Origin of the sequence: Rossellomorea vietnamensis, from assembly GCF_001305855.1 — a bacterium.
GTDB lineage: Bacteria > Bacillota > Bacilli > Bacillales > Bacillaceae_B > Rossellomorea > Rossellomorea vietnamensis_A.
This window is the reverse complement of the sequence record NZ_LIXZ01000003.1, coordinates 270,842-289,293: the sequence shown is the minus strand read 5'-3', so window position 1 is coordinate 289,293 and position 18,452 is coordinate 270,842. Positions and strand designations below refer to the sequence as shown.

Genomic DNA, 18,452 nt, shown 5'->3' with positions numbered 1-18,452 from the left:
TTTATTCAAAAATAGGAGGTCATCTCATGACAGGTTACTTATGTTTGGAAAACGGCAGCATCTTTAAAGGGGAAGTCATGATGGATGAAGAGGATCCCGTTCAGGGTGAGATCGTATTTTTCACCGGTATGACAGGGTATCAGGAAGTACTGACGGATCCTTCTTATAAAGATCAGATCGTCGTTTTCACCTACCCCCTCATCGGTCAATACGGTGTAAACGAAGACGATTTCGAAAGCGGGCAGCCCCAGGTGAAAGGGGTCATCATGCTCGGATCTGCGGATTTGTTTTCCCATTATCAAGCCGCTTCGTCCCTTAAGGACTATCTTCAGAAGTGGAAGATTCCTTTCATGACCGGGGTGGACACGAGACAGGTTGTGAAAGAGATCCGTCATGAAGGTAGTCAAAATGCATGCATTTCATATACAGACGTGTTGCCTGAGAAAGAAACACTTACCGGTCAAATCGAAAAAGTCGCTGCTTCGGGGCTTCGTCAGTTGGGAAGCGGCAGCAAACATATAGCAGTCATTGATTTCGGTGTGAAGAAATCGATTGTATCCTGTCTGTTGGAAATGGACTGCCTCGTGACCGTCATTCCATATCATCAACTGGCGCAGTTGAATCAGATGAATGTCGATGGACTGGTATTATCCAACGGCCCTGGGGACCCGAAGGAAATGATGAGGTTCTTGCCACAGCTGAAAGAGAAAATCCTGCAAATGCCGACGCTTGGAATCTGCCTGGGTCACCAATTGATCGCCCTGGCACTGGGAGGGGAAACGAATCGATTATTATTCGGGCACAGAGGGGCGAATCACCCGGTCATGGACAACGAGACGGGTGAGGTGTTCATCACCTCGCAAAACCATAATTATGTCGTGAATGGAGCCAGTTTAATCGGCACAGGACTTGAACCACGATTTATGAACGTCAATGATGGTTCCATTGAAGGCCTTCAGCATAATAGTAAGCCGATCCTTTCCGTTCAATTCCATCCTGAAGCACGTCCTGGACCGGAAGATGCATCGTGGATATTCCAGCAATTCTATCAATCGATTAAACAACCGGGGAGAGAGAAAATGTATGCCTAAAGATTCCACTATTCAAAAAATCCTGATCATTGGATCGGGACCGATCATCATCGGGCAGGCGGCTGAATTTGATTATTCCGGCACGCAAGGGTGTCTAGCCCTGAAAGAAGAGGGTTATGAAGTGGTCCTTGTGAATCACAATCCTGCCACGATCATGACGGATACCGCTTATGCCGACAGAGTGTATTGTGAACCGCTGACCGTGAAGACCCTGACCGCCATCATCGAAAAAGAACGCCCCGATGGACTCGTCGCCAGTCTAGGCGGACAGACCGCCTTGAATCTCGCCGTCGGACTGGATGAGAAAGGGGTCCTCGAGAAGTATGGTGTGAAACTGCTCGGTACGTCCGTCGATTCGATCCAAAAGGGTGAAGATCGAGAAAAGTTCCGTTCCTTAATGGAGACATTGGGTCACCCGACGGCCGAAAGCAGCATCGTCCATGACCTGGAAGCAGCATTGCTTTTTTCTGAAAAGATTGCCCTTCCGATCATTGTCCGCCCTGCTTATACGTTAGGCGGAAGAGGCGGCGGGATTGCTTCTACTAAGGAAGAATATAAGAAACTCGTTCTATCAGGATTGAAAGCAAGTCCGATCCATCAAGTCCTTGTGGAAAAAAGCATCGCCGGTTTCAAAGAAATCGAGTATGAAGTGATGAGAGATTCGAAAGGAAATTGTATATCGGTCTGCAATATGGAGAATTTCGATCCGGTAGGTGTCCATACGGGGGACTCCATCGTCGTTGCCCCGTCCCAGACGTTGACAGACCGGGAGTTTCATATGCTCCGTACGGCCGCCTTTGATATCGTCAGCGCATTAGAAGTGGTGGGAGGATGCAATATACAATTTGCTTTAGACCCTAACAGCAACCAGTACTATGTAATTGAAGTGAACCCGCGTGTGAGCAGATCATCTGCCCTGGCATCCAAGGCAACGGGTTATCCCATCGCCAAAGTCGCGGTGAAGATTGCGGTCGGCTACACATTGGATGAAATCATCAATCCGTTGACAAGGACCACCTACGCAAGCTTTGAACCTGCCCTTGATTACGTGGTGGTGAAATTCCCGAGATGGCCGTTCGATAAATTCCCTGAAGCGAACCGGGTGCTTGGCACGAAAATGAAAGCAACGGGAGAAGTGATGGCAATCGAGCGCTCATTAGAGGCTGCATTTCAAAAGGCGCTTCAATCCCTGGATCTTTCCATTGAGAGTATATACGGTGGAATGTCTGATCTATCCATGGAAGACTTGGAGAAAAAGATTGGGACGCCGACTGATTCCAGGTTTTTTGAACTCATGGAATTATTGAGACGGGGGGATTCGATCGACTCTCTTCATGACGTGACAGGGATCGATAAGCTGTTCCTGTCGGTAATGAATAACCTGATTTTCATGGAAAAAAAGCTCCAGAACAATGCATTCAATGCAAAGCTATTGAAAGAAGCGAAGGAGTTACGGTTTGAGGACAAAACCATTGCCGGACTAACGGGAATGACTGAAGCGTCGATCACCGATATAAGAATGAAAGAAGGAATCGTCCCGGTATTCAAAATGGTCGATACGTGCGCCGGGGAATTTGAAGCCATCACCAATTACGCCTATTCAACTTATTATGGTGTGAATGAAATCCTGCCTTTGCCAGGGAAGAAGAAAGTTCTGATCATCGGGGCGGGACCGATCCGGATCGGTCAGGGAGTCGAATTCGACTACAGCGCGGTCAAGGCGATCCAGCGCTTGAAAGAGCACGGGTACACCACGATCATGGTGAACAATAATCCTGAAACCGTAAGTACTGATTATGAAACCGCAGACAGACTATACTTTGAACCGATTACGAAAGAAGCGGTCCTCGCAATCATCAAGCATGAGAAGGTTGACGAGGTACTGATTCAATTCGGAGGACAAACGGCATTGAATCTTGCCGGTATGTTGGAAGGAGAGGGGGTCACACTGCTCGGGACGTCATCCGATATCATTGATAAGGTTGAAGATCGGGACCGTTTTTATCAACTGCTTGATGGATGTGGAATCCCCCGTGTGAAAGGGGATATCTGCCACAGTAAAGATGAAGCGATGCATGTCGCCGGAAATCTGCCCTTTCCTCTACTATGCCGCCCTTCCTATGTCATCGGCGGCAAAGGGATGGTGAAAGTGAAGAGCCTGGAGGAAATGCAACGCTTCATCCGAACTGCAGATGAAGAATATTTTCCTATTTTAGTAGATGAATTTAAAGAAGGACGGGAAGTGGAAGTTGATCTTGTAGGAGACGGGGAAGACGCCTATGTACCCGGTGTGATGGAGCATATTGAAAGGGCGGGTGTCCACTCAGGGGACAGTATGTCCATCTTCCCGTCCGAATCCCTGTCGGGGGAAATCAAGGAGACGATTGAAGAATATGCCCGTAAAATCGTATCCTCACTCAAATATAAAGGAATCATGAATATTCAATTCCTGTTGCAGGGTCGAAAAGTGTATGTATTAGAAGTCAATCCCCGGGCCAGCCGCACCGTACCGATAGTCAGTAAGGTCCTTGGTTTTCCGTTGATCGATATGGCCACGGATCTGATATGCGGGGACAGTTTGACCATCGATGCTTTTGATCTACCTACCGAGGTGAAGGGAGTCGGAGTGAAGTATCCTGTATTTTCATCCCACGCCCTGCCGGAGATCGATCAGATCCTCGGTGCGAATATGAAGTCGACGGGAGAAGGACTTTGTCTTGGTAGAACCGTTGAAGAAGCTCTATACAAAGTATTTGAAGAGTTGCATGGGGGAATTGAAGGAGGAGGAACCGTTTACGTCGATTGTGAGCGTACAGGGGTTAAGCAATATCAAACTGCAGAAGAAGCATCATTCAGTGATTGGATTGAAACCGATCATGCATGTGTCTACTTCAATGATGAGGAAACGGACTCCATGAAGAAGAGAAGAATCGCTGCATTGGAAGCGGGTGTCACCGTGATAACCGAAGCGGAAACGCTGCATGCCTTCATGCGAAGCAAGAACGCAGAACATGTCCGACCAAAGCCTTTAGTCCATTCAAAATCCATTCAGGGAGTGAGCCGAGTATGAACCATTCAACCGTTGCACCGTCTCCGGAGAAAATGTCGTTAAAAGGAAGAGACCTCGTCACGTGGCTCGATTATACGGCGGAAGAGGTCCATGAACTTTTGTCATTGGCGCAGTACTTGAAGAAAAATCCTTATTCAAAGAGCCTCGAAGGGAAGACTCTTGGAATGATTTTTGAAAAGTCATCCACGAGAACACGGGTGTCATTTGAAGCGGGAATGCTCCAATTGGGGGGGCACGCCATCTATTTGAATTCCCGCGATATCCAGCTTGGGAGAGGAGAATCGATTGCGGATACGGCACGCGTCCTGTCATCTTACGTAGACGGGATCATGATCCGCACGTTCGAGACGGAGAAGGTGACACAGTTGGCAGAGTACGCCAGTGTCCCTGTCATCAACGGTCTATGTGATACGTATCATCCATGCCAGGCGTTGGCCGATGTCCTCACGATCCTGGAAACCAAGGGAACGTTAATAGGGGCGAAGGTAGTGTATATCGGGGATGGCAACAATGTGGCGCACTCCTTCATGATCCTCTGTGCCATGCTTGGGATGGAGGTCGTCGTTTCTTGTCCTGAAGGGTACGAACCGAAGGAAGATATCATAGGGAAAACGGTGGATCTTGCCGTGAAAAGCGGAGGGAGTTTTACGCTGACGCATGACCCGAATAAAGCGGTGCAAGGTGCTGATGTCGTCTATACAGATGTATGGGCCAGTATGGGGCAGGAAGAAGAAGCGTTCAAGCGTCTTCAGGATTTCAAAGGATATCAAGTGAATGAAGAGCTGTTGAGTCATGCTTCACCAGATGTGACATTCCTCCATTGTCTGCCGGCACATCGGGAAGAAGAAGTCACTGCAGCCGTCATTGACGGTCCATGTTCCGCCGTATTTCAACAGGCGGAGAATCGATTGCATGTTCAAAAGGCGATTTTACAATCGTTGTTTATATAAATGGCAAAGGGTTCGCTCTCGTTTCAGAGCGGACCCTTTTAGTTGCCTGAAAGCATTCCCATAAGAGAAAATGGGACAGAACCAAATGAACACATGTAAACATATAGTGTAGGAGAAACTGTAATAAGACGTTTTGGAGGTGCAGTGTTTTTGAGTAAGCCAACCATAGATGATTACTTGGAAAATGGAATATATGGGCAAAAACAAACCAAGCCTGATGAAAGAAGGAAGTTTCTGGGGACCCTGAGAGAGCGGATCGTCATTGCCCTTACCCAAAGTCAGGTGAGGGAAAAGGGGATCTACAAGGAAGTCCAGGATCATTTGAAAAAGCATCCTGATGCAAAACTTTTACTGAATGGTAACATGAGCTACACGTTTTTATCTAAATACATCAAGCTTGCCGATACGTATCATGTGTCGTTTTCCATGGTTACCAATAAGGAGATCGAAACGGATATCGGACTCGTTCTCGCTTATGATCATGCCATTGATCAGGAAGAGATCTATGTGCAGAAAAAAAGTGAGAAAGTGATGGAAGCAAAATCGAAGCCAAAGCAAAAGAAAAGCCTATTCTCATCCATTAAGAATAAGCTTTTCTAATAGTGATTGCCTTTTTGGAAAATAGATAGTTTAAAAAGCCCTCTCAAAATCGCTGGGATGATGAACAGAATAAATAAGATCCGGAATAGATGGTATCCGGTAATGATGGAAAGATCCGCGTTGACGGCTTGTCCGACCAGTGCCATCTCTGCCATTCCACCGGGAGCCATGCTGATGAACGCAGTCAAAAAAGACACATCATGCCAGCGGCTTAATATAAAGCTAAGTCCCACACAACCTAAAAGCAGGCACAGGGAAGTAAACAGCGACCATAGGATAAATTTTCCCATCGATTTGGATGACGAGAAATTCATCATGAAACTAAAATAAATCCCGAGAGATAATTGAGCCAGAATAATGAACAGTCCGGGCATATGCGGGACCGGCAATTCAGCCACCATGAATCCGCCGATCACTAAGATCGGACCAAGTAAGGTCGGGGTTGGCAAATGGATTCTTCTAGCCAGGAAGCCTGCTCCAATGGCAATCAAGAAAAAAACGACAAACCCCAAGTGGAAAGAAGGAATCTCAATTTGACGCGCGGCAGGACCTGAACCCGTTCCTCCTCCAGCTAAAAGGGGACTGAACACCAGGAACGGTACCACAAAGATGACCGACAGCAGCCTTATTACCTGTAAAATCGTCACGACGGTCAAGTCGACATTCTTCATTTCCTCCCCGAGAGCCACCATTTGTGAAAGTCCCCCGGGTATACTGCCTGTAATGGTCGAAGACAGACCGATTCCTGTCATTTTAGACGTGATGTAAGCAAGAACCATACTGAAAGCAATAATCGCAACCGTCATCGTCAGCATGGAAGGAAGCTGAGTGAAGATTTCGATCATCGTTTTCTGACTGAAAGACTGCCCGATGGCATAGCCGACGATGATCAATCCGAGATCACGGAGATAGGATGGCCAGGCTAGCTCAATCTTTGTCCATTTGTTGATTAGGAAGACAGAAACCATGGAACCGAGCAGCCAGGACAGGGGAAGATGCAGGAGCGTGAACACCCCTCCGCCTATAACCCCGGCTATGAAGGCTAATAGAATTGGATGCATGTTGAAAACCCTCTCCATTTAAGTACTCTATTTAAAGGTAATCAAATGGAGGAGAGGAAGCAAATGGAAAGCTTTAATTGGTATGGAGATACTGGTCGGGGTCGAGTCTGCTTCCTTCGGCTACAATGGCAGTCATACCATCATCGGATCCGGATTCGTGCATTTCCCCTTCCTGCCAAAAGACCGCCATGCCCGGTTCCACTACGATCTTTTCTCCTCCCTCGACCCTCACCCATCCACGTCCAGACGTGATCATCAGAAGTTGATCGCACATGGCGGGATGCATGCCCAGCACGCTATTTTCTTCTAAATAAAAATACCCGATTTGGAATGGCTCATCAGGCTTCAGTAAAGGATGAATCGTCACGTTTTTACTAATAAATTGGTGAATGGATTTTCCGGTATTCTGCTTGAAACTGTATATTTTCATAAACTCACCTCCTTTAATAGTTTCGGTTTTGGGGTCGGGGAATCCTTTATTTTTGAAGAGTGAAAAGAGCGGTTTAATCCAATATGTGGTAATTGACGCAAATAAAAGAAAAATGACGCAAGATTAATTACGTAAATGACGCAATTAATAAAAAAACGACGCAATTATCTGGAAAATGACGCAATCAACGGCCAAAACGACGCAATCTACTCCCCCCTTACTTCTTCCCCAGCTAAAACAGACAATCTACCCTTTCAATCCCTGACATTTTTTACAGGGACGGACAACCACAATCAGTGTTCCTCACAAAATCACACCCACCCCTCATTTCGTGATAGAATAGACGGAGGTATGGACAAGAATCAGCCATGCCCATAACAATGGTTATCTCTTATCATAGTTGCTTTAATGAAGCGAATTTTGGTATTATCAATAGTATTGTGAGTGTTCGAACATATACGGAGGTGAAGAAGATGTCTAGAATTTCTGAAGAGCAGGTAAAGCATGTTGCACACCTTGCACGACTAGCCATCACAGAGGATGAAGCGAAGAAGTTTACGACTCAGCTGGATGCGATTATCGGGTTTGCAGAGCAGCTGAATGAATTGGATACTTCAAATGTGGAAGCAACGAGTCATGTACTGGATATGAAGAACGTGATGCGTGAAGATAAGCCTGTTGAAGGATTGCCGCGTGAAGAAGTATTGAAGAACGCACCAGACAAACAAGATGGACAAGTTCGCGTTCCATCGATCTTGGACTAAGGAGGGGACCTCATGTCATTATTTGACCATAAATTATCAGAGCTTCATGAACTTTTACATAAGAAAGAAGTATCTGTCACAGACCTGGTAGACGAGTCGTACAAACGAATCGATGCCGTGGAAGATAAAGTAAAGGCGTTTTTAACATTGGATGAAGAAAATGCCCGCAGTAAAGCGAAGGAAAGGGATTCCAAGCTTGGTACGGATGAAAGTAAAGGCCTTCTTTTCGGAATGCCGATCGGAATCAAGGACAATATCGTTACAAAGGGTCTTCGTACAACCTGTGCGAGTAAAATCCTTGAAAACTTCAATCCGATTTATGATGCGACGGTCATCAATAAATTACATAGTGCCGATACGATCACGATCGGTAAATTGAATATGGATGAGTTTGCGATGGGTTCATCTACTGAGAACTCCGGTTTCCAGAAAACGAGCAACCCATGGAATCTTGAAACGGTTCCAGGCGGATCTTCAGGTGGATCAGCAGCATCCGTTGCAGCTGGTGAAGTTCCTTTCTCACTTGGTTCAGATACAGGTGGATCCATTCGTCAGCCGGCGGCATTCACGGGTACAGTCGGATTAAAACCTACTTATGGACGTGTTTCCCGTTTCGGTCTGGTAGCATTCGCATCTTCACTTGATCAAATCGGACCAATCACTCGTAACGTAGAAGACAACGCGTACTTGCTGCAAGCAATCGCTGGTCTTGATCCGAATGACTCGACTTCCGCGAATGTAGAGGTTCCGAATTATGCAGAAGCCCTTACAGGTGATGTAAAAGGTTTGAAAATTGCTGTACCGAAAGAATATTTAGGAGAAGGTGTCGGGGAAGAAGCCCGTCAAGCCGTTCTTGCTTCACTGAAAGTGTTGGAAGGCATGGGTGCTACATGGGAAGAGGTTTCCCTTCCTCATTCTAAATTCGGTGTTTCAACGTATTACTTATTGGCATCTTCTGAAGCGTCTGCCAATCTTGCACGCTTCGATGGTGTTCGTTACGGATACCGTACACCGAACGCAGAGAACCTTCTTGATCTTTATAAGAAGACACGTGCAGAAGGCTTCGGGGATGAAGTGAAGCGTCGTATCATGCTTGGAACGTTTGCACTCAGCTCTGGTTACTATGAAGCTTATTACAAAAAAGCACAGCAGGCCCGTACGCTGATCAAGAAAGACTTCGAGGATGTATTTGCGAAATATGACGTCATCATCGGACCGACAACACCGACTCCGGCGTTTAAAATCGGGGAAAAAATCGATGATCCATTAACGATGTATGCGAACGATATTTTAACGATTCCAGTAAACCTTGCAGGCGTGCCGGGAATCTCAGTCCCTTGTGGATTCTCTTCAACAGGACTGCCGCTTGGACTGCAGATCATCGGGAAGCATTTTGACGAAAGTACGATTTATCGCGTAGCTCATGCATTCGAGCAGGCTACAGATTTCCATACAAAAAGACCACAACTGTAAGGGGTGAAATCAATGAACTTTGAACCAGTAATCGGACTAGAAGTCCACGTAGAATTAAAAACGGACAGTAAGATGTTTTCTCCTGCACCGAACCATTTCGGAGCAGAGCCGAATACGAATACGAACGTGATCGACCTTGGATACCCTGGTGTTCTTCCAGTCGTTAACAAACGTGCCATTGAGTTCGGTATGAAAGCGGCAATCGCATTGAACTGTGAGATCGCCACGGATACAAAGTTTGACCGTAAAAACTATTTCTATCCTGATAATCCGAAAGCGTACCAAATCTCTCAATTTGATAAGCCGATCGGTGAGAACGGCTGGATTGAAATTGAAGTGAACGGTGAGAAGAAACGCATCGGGATCACTCGTCTTCACCTTGAAGAAGATGCAGGGAAACTGACGCACTCAGGCGACGGGTATTCCCTTGTCGACTATAACCGTCAAGGAACACCTCTGATTGAGATTGTATCCGAGCCGGATATCCGTACTCCTGAAGAAGCGTATGCATATCTTGAGAAGTTGAAATCCATCATTCAATATACAGGGGTTTCCGATTGTAAGATGGAAGAAGGGTCGCTTCGTTGTGACGCCAACATTTCCCTGCGTCCAATCGGTCAGGAAAAGTTTGGAACGAAAGCTGAACTTAAAAACCTGAACTCCTTTAACTTTGTTAAAAAAGGATTGGAATACGAAATCGTCCGTCAGGAGAAAGTGCTTTTATCTGGAGGATTGATTCAGCAGGAAACGCTTCGGTTCGATGAATCAACAGGTAAAACGATCCTCATGCGTGTCAAAGAAGGGTCCGATGATTACCGTTACTTCCCTGAACCGGATTTACTACACCTGCATATCGACCAAGAGTGGATGGACCGCATCCGTGCAGAGATCCCTGAGCTTCCGGATGAGCGTAAAAAGCGCTACGTAGAGGAACTTGGCTTACCTGCATATGATGCCATGGTTCTGACTTTGACGAAGGAAATGTCTGATTTCTTCCAGGATACCGTTGAAGCAGGTGCGGATGCGAAGCTTGCCTCTAACTGGCTGATGGGTGAAGTTTCGGCATACCTGAATGCCCAACAGAAGGAACTGGAGGATGTTAAGCTGACTCCTAAAGGACTCGCAGGCATGATCGAGTTGATCGAAAAAGGAACGATTTCTTCCAAGATTGCGAAGAAAGTGTTCAAGGAATTAGTAGAAAACGGTGGAGATCCTGAGCAAATCGTGAAAGACAAAGGCCTTGTTCAAATTTCTGACGAAGGTGCCTTACTCAAGATCGTGACGGAAACACTGGATGCGAATCCACAATCCATCGAAGATTACAAGAACGGAAAAGACCGTGCCATCGGCTTCCTTGTCGGTCAAATCATGAAAGCGACAAAAGGTCAGGCAAATCCGCCGCTTGTAAACAAATTATTGCTTCAAGAAATTCAAAAACGTTAATCATTATTTTTAATCATATTGCCCCCTCGAAACCAATTGGTTTCGAGGGGGCTTTTCTTTGGAAAGAGGGACGGACCTTGAAATTTTTCAAGGTCCGTCCCTCTTTTTGTTCAAGTTTTCCTGATTGAAGTGGTTTTCGGCCGTTTTGTGTAGGTCATTTAACCCGGGGTTGGAAAATATGAATGTTAGGTCTTTTGGCTCGTTCGTAATGTTGGAGGCTTGTATTATAGTGTATTTAATGTTTTAAATAGTTTGAAAATTCTATCAAAGAGGTGTTGTAATTGAAGAAAAAAGTCGTTGCATTAGGATTGACAGCAGGGTTAATGATGAGTCCGGTCCTGGCCTCGGAGGCATTTGGAGCTTCGAATGTGAGTGAAAAGGTGAATTTTAATTCACAGATGGGAACTCCTCAATTCATTTCGGGTCAATTGACCAAGGCATCTTCAAAAGCTCCTGAAACAGTTGTATTTGATTATTTAACAGAGAAACAAAAGACGTTCAAGTTTAAAGGAGATTCAAAACTATCGTTCAAAGTAGTAGAAAAGCAGAAGGATGACCTGGGATTTACATATCTTCGCGTCCAGCAAGTATATAAGGGAACTCCGGTTTATGGGGCAGTTCTGACAGCACATGTAAACAAAGAAGGCGTTCTGACCGCATTATCAGGAGCGCCCGCAGCAAGCCTTGATGAGAAACAAAACTTGAAACAAACGAAGAAACTATCTAAAAAAGAAGCAGTTTCAACAGCTGAAAAGGATCTGGTTAAGGCGGTGGGCAGTCAGCCTGATTACGAATACGCCCCTAAATCCGAATCAGTGATTTATGTAAAAGATGGAGAAGCGCATTATGCATATCTCGTAAACTATAATTTCCTGGCACCGGAGCCTGGGAACTGGAACTATTTCGTGGATGCTGTCTCAGGTGATATCCTTGCCAAGGTGAACGAAATTCATGAAGCAGGTAAAGGTGCAGGTAAACCTGGCGGCGGTGGAGGAGCTGCTGGAGGGACGGACACTGTCGGATCCGGTAAGGGAGTATTGGGTGACACTAAATCTTTGAATACGTACCTTTCTTCTTCCACTTATTATTTACAAGATCGCACGAGAGGAAATGGTATTTTCACCTATGATGGATCGAACCGTACCCGTCTTCCAGGCTCACTGTGGGCTGATAGCGATAATCTATTTAACGCAAGCTATGACGCAGCAGCGGTAGATGCACACTATTATGCAGGAACGACGTATGATTATTATAAGAATACTCATAACAGAAATAGCTATGACGGAAATGGTGCTGCATTGAAGTCGACTGTCCACTATGGCAGGAACTATAATAACGCATTCTGGAACGGGCAGCAGATGGTATACGGTGATGGGGATGGATCGACGTTCGTCTCTTTATCTGGCGGTCTTGATGTCATTGCCCATGAGCTGACCCACGCCGTGACGGATACAACTGCCGATCTCATCTATCAGAATGAGTCAGGGGCCATCAATGAATCCATGTCCGATATTTTTGGGACATTGGTAGAATACGATGCCAATAATAATCCGGATTGGGAGATCGGGGAAGACATCTATACACCTAATAAGAGTGGGGACGCACTCCGTTCCATGTCTGATCCGGCGAAATACGGTGATCCCGATCACTATTCAGTAAGATACACAGGGACTCAGGATAACGGCGGGGTTCATATCAACAGCGGAATCGGAAATAAGGCGGCTTACTTGTTAAGTCAAGGCGGTACACATTATGGTGTGAAAGTGACGGGAATCGGAACGGATAAGACCGGGAAGATTTATTATCGTACTTTGACTCAATACTTGACGCCATCATCCAATTACAGCCAGCTGCGTTCGGCTGCGGTTCAGGCAGCTACGGATTTATATGGTGCAGGAAGTGCTGAGGTGGCAAGTGTGAAAGCTGCGTATAGTGCGGTAGGAGTCAACTAAACAGGCAGAGAGGAGAGAAGGGCTGTAATGGCTCTTCTTTTTTTGTGTTTTTACAAGGAGTCCAGTGAGGAATCATCACATTTGCTTCCTTTTCGCCTTCTCCAGGATCTGTTTGGCTAAGCGGTAATACGTATCTGCTTCTACTTTTGATTCAGCCCTTTTTAGCTGCATCATATAGTTTTGGAATCGAAGTTTGTCGATTGACGAGACTTTCATCACAATTTTTCTCATAATGGCGCTCCTTTAAAGGACAAAATTGCGTCCAATTATCTATTCTGAATTTTCTGTAAATAATATATAATAATAGTAAATGATTCCAGAGGGTGGATAGAATGTCCTTATTCGAAGTGATCTTGTTGCCAATGTTAATGGGTGGTATTGGGGGCTTAGGACATATTCTGGTTTTCAAAAATGGTCATTTCACTTTTCCAAGAAAATTCATCGATGACCAGGGTGAGAAACATTATCTTTTTGGCTCAACTAAGGATATTATCATAGGCGTTCTTGCAGGGTATCTGTCCGTGTTACCGGTTGTGGACACCGTCCCGATGTGGTATGTCATCTACATCAGTTTATTATCAGGAATCGGTGGAAGTTCCGTCATCACACGAAAAATCGAACAAAATTTAGCAGCGACCAAAGCATCCTATATTCAAGAGCTATCTCATTATCAGCTCGAACCGACCTCTAAGGGAGGATCTTCAAACCATAATGAGGTGAAACCTGTTGGCGAAGTGGAAGAAAAATAGAATCAAGGTTGAACTGCCACCAGAAGACTATGAAAAAGCGAGTCACTACCTAAAGCGGCTGAAGGAGGCAGATAGCCTAGTCGAGCTGAACTACTACTACAATAAAGTGGCAAAAATAATTGAAAAATCACAGGATGTCTAAGATGGTTCAATGGAAAGAGTCGTCCTATATCCATTTAATGTAACCAAAAAATGAGAGGATGAAACTGACAATTGAGTCAGCTTTTTTTCTGTCAAGGAAAGATGTATGAAAGATATATCTCTTTCCATACTTACCTGTTTCCATCCCCCTCTGGAAAAATAGTTGAGGAGTAGCGTTTTCGCTATTCCTTTTTTTGGGTGGAAGAGTTTCACCGGGGAGCAGTTCATTCGAACCTGTTCACGAAGGTGCTTTTCTTATATTATATTCCTACAGACATAATCGTACAATTAAAATTTTGGTTTGATTCTAAATGGATTTCACTTGTGGATTAGGAGAAACATGCATATGCTAGAGAGAGAATTTCAGAGAAAAGAGTGCAGTGATTCCCGATTGGGTGGAACGCTGGAGGAGGAAGAAGAATGAACTTGGAACAATGGTTTGATAAAGGAATGACATCTGAAGATTACATAGAAAATATGAGTGTTCATAAAGAAAATACGGAGACCATCTTGAAGAACTTTAGAGTTCCGGAAGAAGATATAGAGGTGCTGAAACAACTTGGAGAACGTTCTTTACGGGTGATTGCGATCACGGAGGATTGGTGCGGGGACGCCATGTTGAATATTCCGATCCTTCTTAAAGTGGCAGAGGCAGCCAACCTGGACGTACGGATGATTTTGCGGGACGAAAACCTTGAATTGATGGATCAATATTTGAGCAATGGAACGTCGAGAGCGATCCCGATCTTTATTTTTATCGATCAGGAGGGGAATGAAAAGCTTGTATGGGGTCCACGGGCACCCATGGTTAAGAAGATCGTGGATGATGAGAATGCGAAACTTCCTCCGAAAGACCACGAACTTTTCCATGAGAAGCAGAAGGAAATGATCCAGCGTTTGACTTCTCAGTATAGTAAGGACAAAGAGGTTTGGCAGGAAGTGTACGAAAGCTTGAAAACAAGCCTGGTCCAAAGCGTATTGATGTAAGACGATAGATAGGATGGGAGACTCCCGGAAATCTGATTTCGGGGTCTTCTTTTTTGTGATTCAAGATACCTCATCGATGCTCAAAATGAAATGGTCATAAGTACCCGATGTGATGGTATTTATTGCCGGTTCACGAATGCGTTTATTCAAGTTAATATGATATAGGATGAGGAGTTGAAGCATCATGATTCACCAAAAGACAAATACAATTGTAATAGAAGCGCTAAATAAATTTCCCCATAAAATTCACATTAAATTGGGAGAAATCCTGCGTGAACGAGGATTGACTCAAGGCGATCTTCACCGCTTAACGGGATTAAGAGTGGCTACGATCAATGAGCTAGTGAATTTCAAGAAGAAATCTTTAACTGTGGCTCACCTTGTATCCATTATGATCGCCCTCAGAATTACAGACATTCGTGATCTTATTGAAATAGAATTCGACCAGGAAGTCCAAGACTACTTCAACGAAGAGAACAAGCGAATGAAAAACGGTTTCACTCCAGACCTCACCAAAACCGCCGAACAAAACGTAAAGCGGATCGCAGCTGGAGCCAACAACTAAAAAACACCACACAGCAAACGGTCATCTCAGATGACCGTTTTTTTTAGGGACGGACCTCTATTTCTTATTGAAATCCTCCGTTGAAATGTTAGAAATATAATTTCCTATAAGGTTTACCACGAGGTGAAATAGGATAATTTCTTATAGTAACCGAGCAATTAAAAGATTAGAAATTATGACGATATAAAGGTAAGCGAGGTCCGTCCCTCGGCAGGAGTTTCCGCTTGGCATACAGAATGTAGTATGTAGGAAGGCTCTTTGTGCAGGCGGCTGTGATGGAGTTGACATGAAATCGTAACGTTCAGCAGAGTGAAAATCAATTATGATAGGGGAAGAGAGTAAATGGAAGTGAATTTTGGTAATGTGACCTCCCGTTACGCTGCGTCTTGTGATGATATTCCGCATCAATTTTTTGATACGTTGAAGGTAAGGGGAATTGTGTGGGAAGGAAGGAAAGTGGCTGAGATTGGTTCAGGTACCGGAGCCTTGACAAGAAAGCTTCATAAGCGTGGAGCCGAAGTAATCGGTGTCGAACCTTCCATTGACCTGAGGAAAACAGCCAAGGCATTGGAAAGCAGGCAATACCTTGAGATCCCTTATCTGACCGGCTCTGCAGAATCAACGAACCTGCCGGATCACTACTACGATATCACGATGAGTCATAGAAGCTGGCATTTATTCGATCGCCCGAAAGCGATACATGAAATGAAGCGGATACTGAAGGATAAAGGAACGTTCATTGTAAGCGATTCAAACTTCCTTCCGACTCAGGAAGTCGTCAAGGATACGATGACGTTTTTACATGAATATATCGGTGAAACCCCGGAAGCAAAAGCTGATCCCGGCAAACAAGTAAATGGCATTCCCGTGGAATGGTTGTTAGAATGGCAGCAAGCCGACTTTATAATCAAAGACTTTTATACATTTTACTATATGGTCGAATTCACCATACAGTCCTGGTGCGAGCGCGTGGGATCCCTTTCCTTGCTCTCTCATTTAGAGGATACGGAGAAAGAAGGATTACTGCAATCATTACATACTTTCTTGTCCAGACGTCACGATTCTCTCCATGAGTTTACTCTTCAGCACCAGTTTACAGTCTGCCTGATGAAAAAGTAGAAAGAGTGATTGGATTGGAAGCAGTGAAAAAATATGTGTACTATTTAAATATGGACATGGAGCCTCCCACGTTGAACTATTTACAGCGGCTGATACAGCAGCATCTGATACGGATTCCCTATGAGACGTTCAGTAAATTTTATTATTTCTCCCAGGGTGGATCCTTTGTCCCCTCATTAGAGACATTTGCAGAAAATCTCCATCTGAAGGGGTGGGGAGGAACCTGCTTTACATTGAACATCAATTTTGGAAGACTGTTGAAAGAATTAGGTTTCCACTGTCAATTTGTCAGAGTGAACCCGGGTCACCTTGGATTGATGATCTCGATTGATAACCGTAAGCTCTATGTTGATGTGGGATATGGTTCTCCCATCATGAAGCCTGTGGAGCTTGAGGCGAGGCATAAGCATCTTCTTCACGGGTTTGGGGAGGAGATCACCTTTACCCAGAAGGACATCCGGGAGTTCGAAGTCGATCGCCGTTCAAACGGGAAGACGTTTGTGAAAAAGACCATCGAGTGGGTGCCGCTTGAAGAAGAAGATTTGGAGACGGATATACAGGCATCCTACCTGGACTCTGATGACAACATCACCATGAGAAGGATCACGGCCGTCCGTTTCCAGGGCAACCAGTGCTATTTCCTACGTAACCGGACATTGAAGGTCATGACCTACCGGAATATCCGTGAATATCAAATGAAAGATCAAGATAAATGGAAAGACATCATTGGAGAAGTCTATCATTTTGATATGAAGTCCCTGGAAGAATCCATCCGATTTTTGCAAAAGCGGAACATCTATCTATTTCCATAACCGTTCAGAGTATCAGGTTGATATTCTGAACGGTTTTTTGTATTGAATCACTTCTAGTCAAAGTCCCCATTTATGTATTCTTTCTGACAATGCTCAAACAAGCTTACTTAGTGCATGGGAAATTTCATATTTCATTAGATTTTTCTAAAGAAAAGAGTTATGATATTGACCGGTGGACGATTTGAAAAATCCTGCCTTTTGAACATATTTTGCATGAATAATTTAAATTGGTATATGATGTTAAAAGATGGTTTATACATGGACGAGTTGTTTTTGAATTAATACAGATTAGGATGATGGGTATGAAACGAGCACGAATTATATACAATCCGACTTCGGGGCGGGAGCTTTTTAAAAAGCATCTGGCTGAAGTATTAATCAAATTGGAGCAGGCAGGATATGAAACATCTGTTCACGCAACCATTTGTGAAGGAGATGCGACCGAAGCGGCACGAATTGCTGTCGAACGCAAATATGATATCGTCGTGGCTGCAGGTGGGGACGGTACGTTAAATGAAGTCGTCAACGGATTAGCCGAACAGGACTACCGTCCGAAGCTGGGGATCGTTCCGATGGGGACAACGAATGACTTCGCCCGGGCCTTGCACATCCCTAAGGATATCAGCTCCGCCATTGATGTGATTACGAAGGGTGAGACCATTCCAGTCGATATCGGACGCATGAATGAGCGCTATTTCATCAATATCGCTGGTGGGGGAAGAATCACGGAATTGACCTATGAAGTACCGAGTAAGCTTAAAACCATGATGGGACAGCTTGCTTATTATTTGAAGGGCATTGAAATGCTTCCTTCCATTAAACCGACCGATGTATCGATCGAATATGATGGAAAGTTGTTTGAAGGACAAGCGATGCTCTTCCTCATCGGATTGACGAACTCGGTCGGAGGCTTCGAGAAACTGGCTCCCGATGCCTCGATCAATGACGGTTTGTTTTCATTACTGATTCTGAAGAAGACGAACCTGGCAGAATTTATCCGGATTGCATCCCTGGCAGTACGGGGAGAGCACGTGAACGATCCGAACGTCATTTACACGCAAGCCAATCGAATCAAGATCAAGGCGAAAGAAAAAGTGCAGCTGAATGTTGACGGCGAGCTTGGAGGGGTCCTTCCAGCAGAATTCGAGAACCTGTACCGTCATCTGCAAGTATTCGTCCCACTTGATAAGATCCGGCCGGAAGATAAAGCGGAATAATGAAAAAAAGGAATGCGCATTACGGCAT

Annotated in this window: 18 protein-coding genes; 15 read left to right on the top strand and 3 right to left on the bottom strand. The window is 44.9% G+C overall.

Annotated features, from left to right (window positions below; translation table 11 throughout):
* The first annotated feature begins 26 nt into the window (after window positions 1–26).
* The 4 genes from AM506_RS06070 to AM506_RS06055 all read left to right on the top strand — a co-directional run bounded on the left by AM506_RS06070 (window position 27) and on the right by AM506_RS06055 (window position 5,711).
* Window positions 27–1,091 carry a carbamoyl phosphate synthase small subunit gene (locus tag AM506_RS06070; RefSeq protein WP_060671587.1) on the top strand — a complete coding sequence of 355 codons (1,065 nt, stop codon included), beginning with the start codon at window positions 27–29 and terminating at the stop codon, window positions 1,089–1,091.
* Window positions 1,084–4,161 (top strand): carbamoyl phosphate synthase large subunit, encoded by a 3,078-nt coding sequence (locus AM506_RS06065; RefSeq protein ID WP_060671586.1) that lies wholly within the window; start codon window positions 1,084–1,086, stop codon window positions 4,159–4,161. Before AM506_RS06070 ends, AM506_RS06065 begins: the two co-directional genes overlap by 8 nt.
* Window positions 4,158–5,111: an ornithine carbamoyltransferase gene (gene argF, locus AM506_RS06060; RefSeq protein ID WP_060671585.1), complete on the top strand. Its 954-nt coding sequence runs from the start codon at window positions 4,158–4,160 to the stop codon at window positions 5,109–5,111. The genes AM506_RS06065 and argF overlap by 4 nt, the downstream gene beginning before the upstream one ends.
* A 144-nt stretch (window positions 5,112–5,255) precedes the next feature.
* A complete protein-coding gene (locus AM506_RS06055; protein ID WP_327205521.1) occupies window positions 5,256–5,711 on the top strand; it encodes a YueI family protein in 456 nt (151 codons plus the stop codon).
* On the opposite strand, the gene AM506_RS06050 is transcribed toward AM506_RS06055, so the two are convergent.
* Together AM506_RS06050 and AM506_RS06045 are read right to left on the bottom strand one after the other, a co-directional pair.
* Window positions 5,708–6,772 (bottom strand): AbrB family transcriptional regulator, encoded by a 1,065-nt coding sequence (locus tag AM506_RS06050; RefSeq protein WP_060671583.1) that lies wholly within the window; start codon window positions 6,770–6,772, stop codon window positions 5,708–5,710. The two genes, AM506_RS06055 and AM506_RS06050, sit on opposite strands and share 4 nt — an antisense overlap.
* 73 nt (window positions 6,773–6,845) lie before the next feature.
* On the bottom strand, window positions 6,846–7,202 hold the full coding sequence (locus AM506_RS06045) for a cupin domain-containing protein (protein ID WP_060671582.1): 357 nt from the start codon (window positions 7,200–7,202) through the stop codon (window positions 6,846–6,848).
* Window positions 7,203–7,675: 473 nt separating this feature from the next.
* On the opposite strand from AM506_RS06045, the gene gatC reads away from it, so the two are divergent.
* The 4 genes from gatC (at window position 7,676) to AM506_RS06025 (ending at window position 12,834) form a co-directional block, all read left to right on the top strand.
* Window positions 7,676–7,966, top strand: coding sequence for an Asp-tRNA(Asn)/Glu-tRNA(Gln) amidotransferase subunit GatC (gene gatC, locus AM506_RS06040; protein WP_034760864.1), 291 nt, complete (start codon window positions 7,676–7,678; stop codon window positions 7,964–7,966).
* Window positions 7,967–7,978: 12 nt separating this feature from the next.
* Entirely contained in the window at window positions 7,979–9,439 is a 1,461-nt protein-coding gene (gene gatA, locus AM506_RS06035; RefSeq protein WP_060671581.1) for an Asp-tRNA(Asn)/Glu-tRNA(Gln) amidotransferase subunit GatA, read from the top strand.
* A 12-nt stretch (window positions 9,440–9,451) separates the two neighbouring features.
* Window positions 9,452–10,882, top strand: a complete 1,431-nt coding sequence (gene gatB, locus AM506_RS06030; RefSeq protein ID WP_060671580.1) for an Asp-tRNA(Asn)/Glu-tRNA(Gln) amidotransferase subunit GatB — start codon at window positions 9,452–9,454, stop codon at window positions 10,880–10,882.
* 323 nt (window positions 10,883–11,205) lie between these two features.
* Window positions 11,206–12,834, top strand: a complete 1,629-nt coding sequence (locus AM506_RS06025; protein ID WP_060671634.1) for a M4 family metallopeptidase — start codon at window positions 11,206–11,208, stop codon at window positions 12,832–12,834.
* Between the two features lie 75 nt (window positions 12,835–12,909).
* Here AM506_RS06025 and AM506_RS22680 read toward each other — a convergent pair whose 3' ends face one another.
* Entirely contained in the window at window positions 12,910–13,065 is a 156-nt protein-coding gene (locus AM506_RS22680) for a hypothetical protein (RefSeq protein ID WP_156030059.1), read from the bottom strand.
* 101 nt (window positions 13,066–13,166) lie between these two features.
* On the opposite strand from AM506_RS22680, the gene AM506_RS06020 reads away from it, so the two are divergent.
* The 7 genes from AM506_RS06020 to AM506_RS05995 all read left to right on the top strand — a co-directional run bounded on the left by AM506_RS06020 (window position 13,167) and on the right by AM506_RS05995 (window position 18,424).
* Window positions 13,167–13,583, top strand: a complete 417-nt coding sequence (locus AM506_RS06020) for a DUF4257 domain-containing protein (RefSeq protein WP_060671579.1) — start codon at window positions 13,167–13,169, stop codon at window positions 13,581–13,583.
* Entirely contained in the window at window positions 13,561–13,725 is a 165-nt protein-coding gene (locus AM506_RS22675; RefSeq protein ID WP_160316850.1) for a hypothetical protein, read from the top strand. The genes AM506_RS06020 and AM506_RS22675 overlap by 23 nt, the downstream gene beginning before the upstream one ends.
* Before the next feature lie 419 nt (window positions 13,726–14,144).
* On the top strand, window positions 14,145–14,711 hold the full coding sequence (locus AM506_RS06015; RefSeq protein WP_060671578.1) for a thioredoxin family protein: 567 nt from the start codon (window positions 14,145–14,147) through the stop codon (window positions 14,709–14,711).
* A 184-nt stretch (window positions 14,712–14,895) separates the two neighbouring features.
* Window positions 14,896–15,276, top strand: coding sequence for a helix-turn-helix domain-containing protein (locus AM506_RS06010; RefSeq protein ID WP_060671577.1), 381 nt, complete (start codon window positions 14,896–14,898; stop codon window positions 15,274–15,276).
* A gap of 342 nt (window positions 15,277–15,618) precedes the next feature.
* Window positions 15,619–16,395, top strand: a complete 777-nt coding sequence (locus AM506_RS06005; protein ID WP_060671576.1) for a class I SAM-dependent methyltransferase — start codon at window positions 15,619–15,621, stop codon at window positions 16,393–16,395.
* A 23-nt stretch (window positions 16,396–16,418) separates the two neighbouring features.
* On the top strand, window positions 16,419–17,207 hold the full coding sequence (locus AM506_RS06000; protein ID WP_235576052.1) for an arylamine N-acetyltransferase: 789 nt from the start codon (window positions 16,419–16,421) through the stop codon (window positions 17,205–17,207).
* A 302-nt stretch (window positions 17,208–17,509) separates the two neighbouring features.
* Window positions 17,510–18,424, top strand: coding sequence for a diacylglycerol kinase (locus AM506_RS05995; RefSeq protein WP_034760879.1), 915 nt, complete (start codon window positions 17,510–17,512; stop codon window positions 18,422–18,424).
* Window positions 18,425–18,452: the final 28 nt, after the last annotated feature.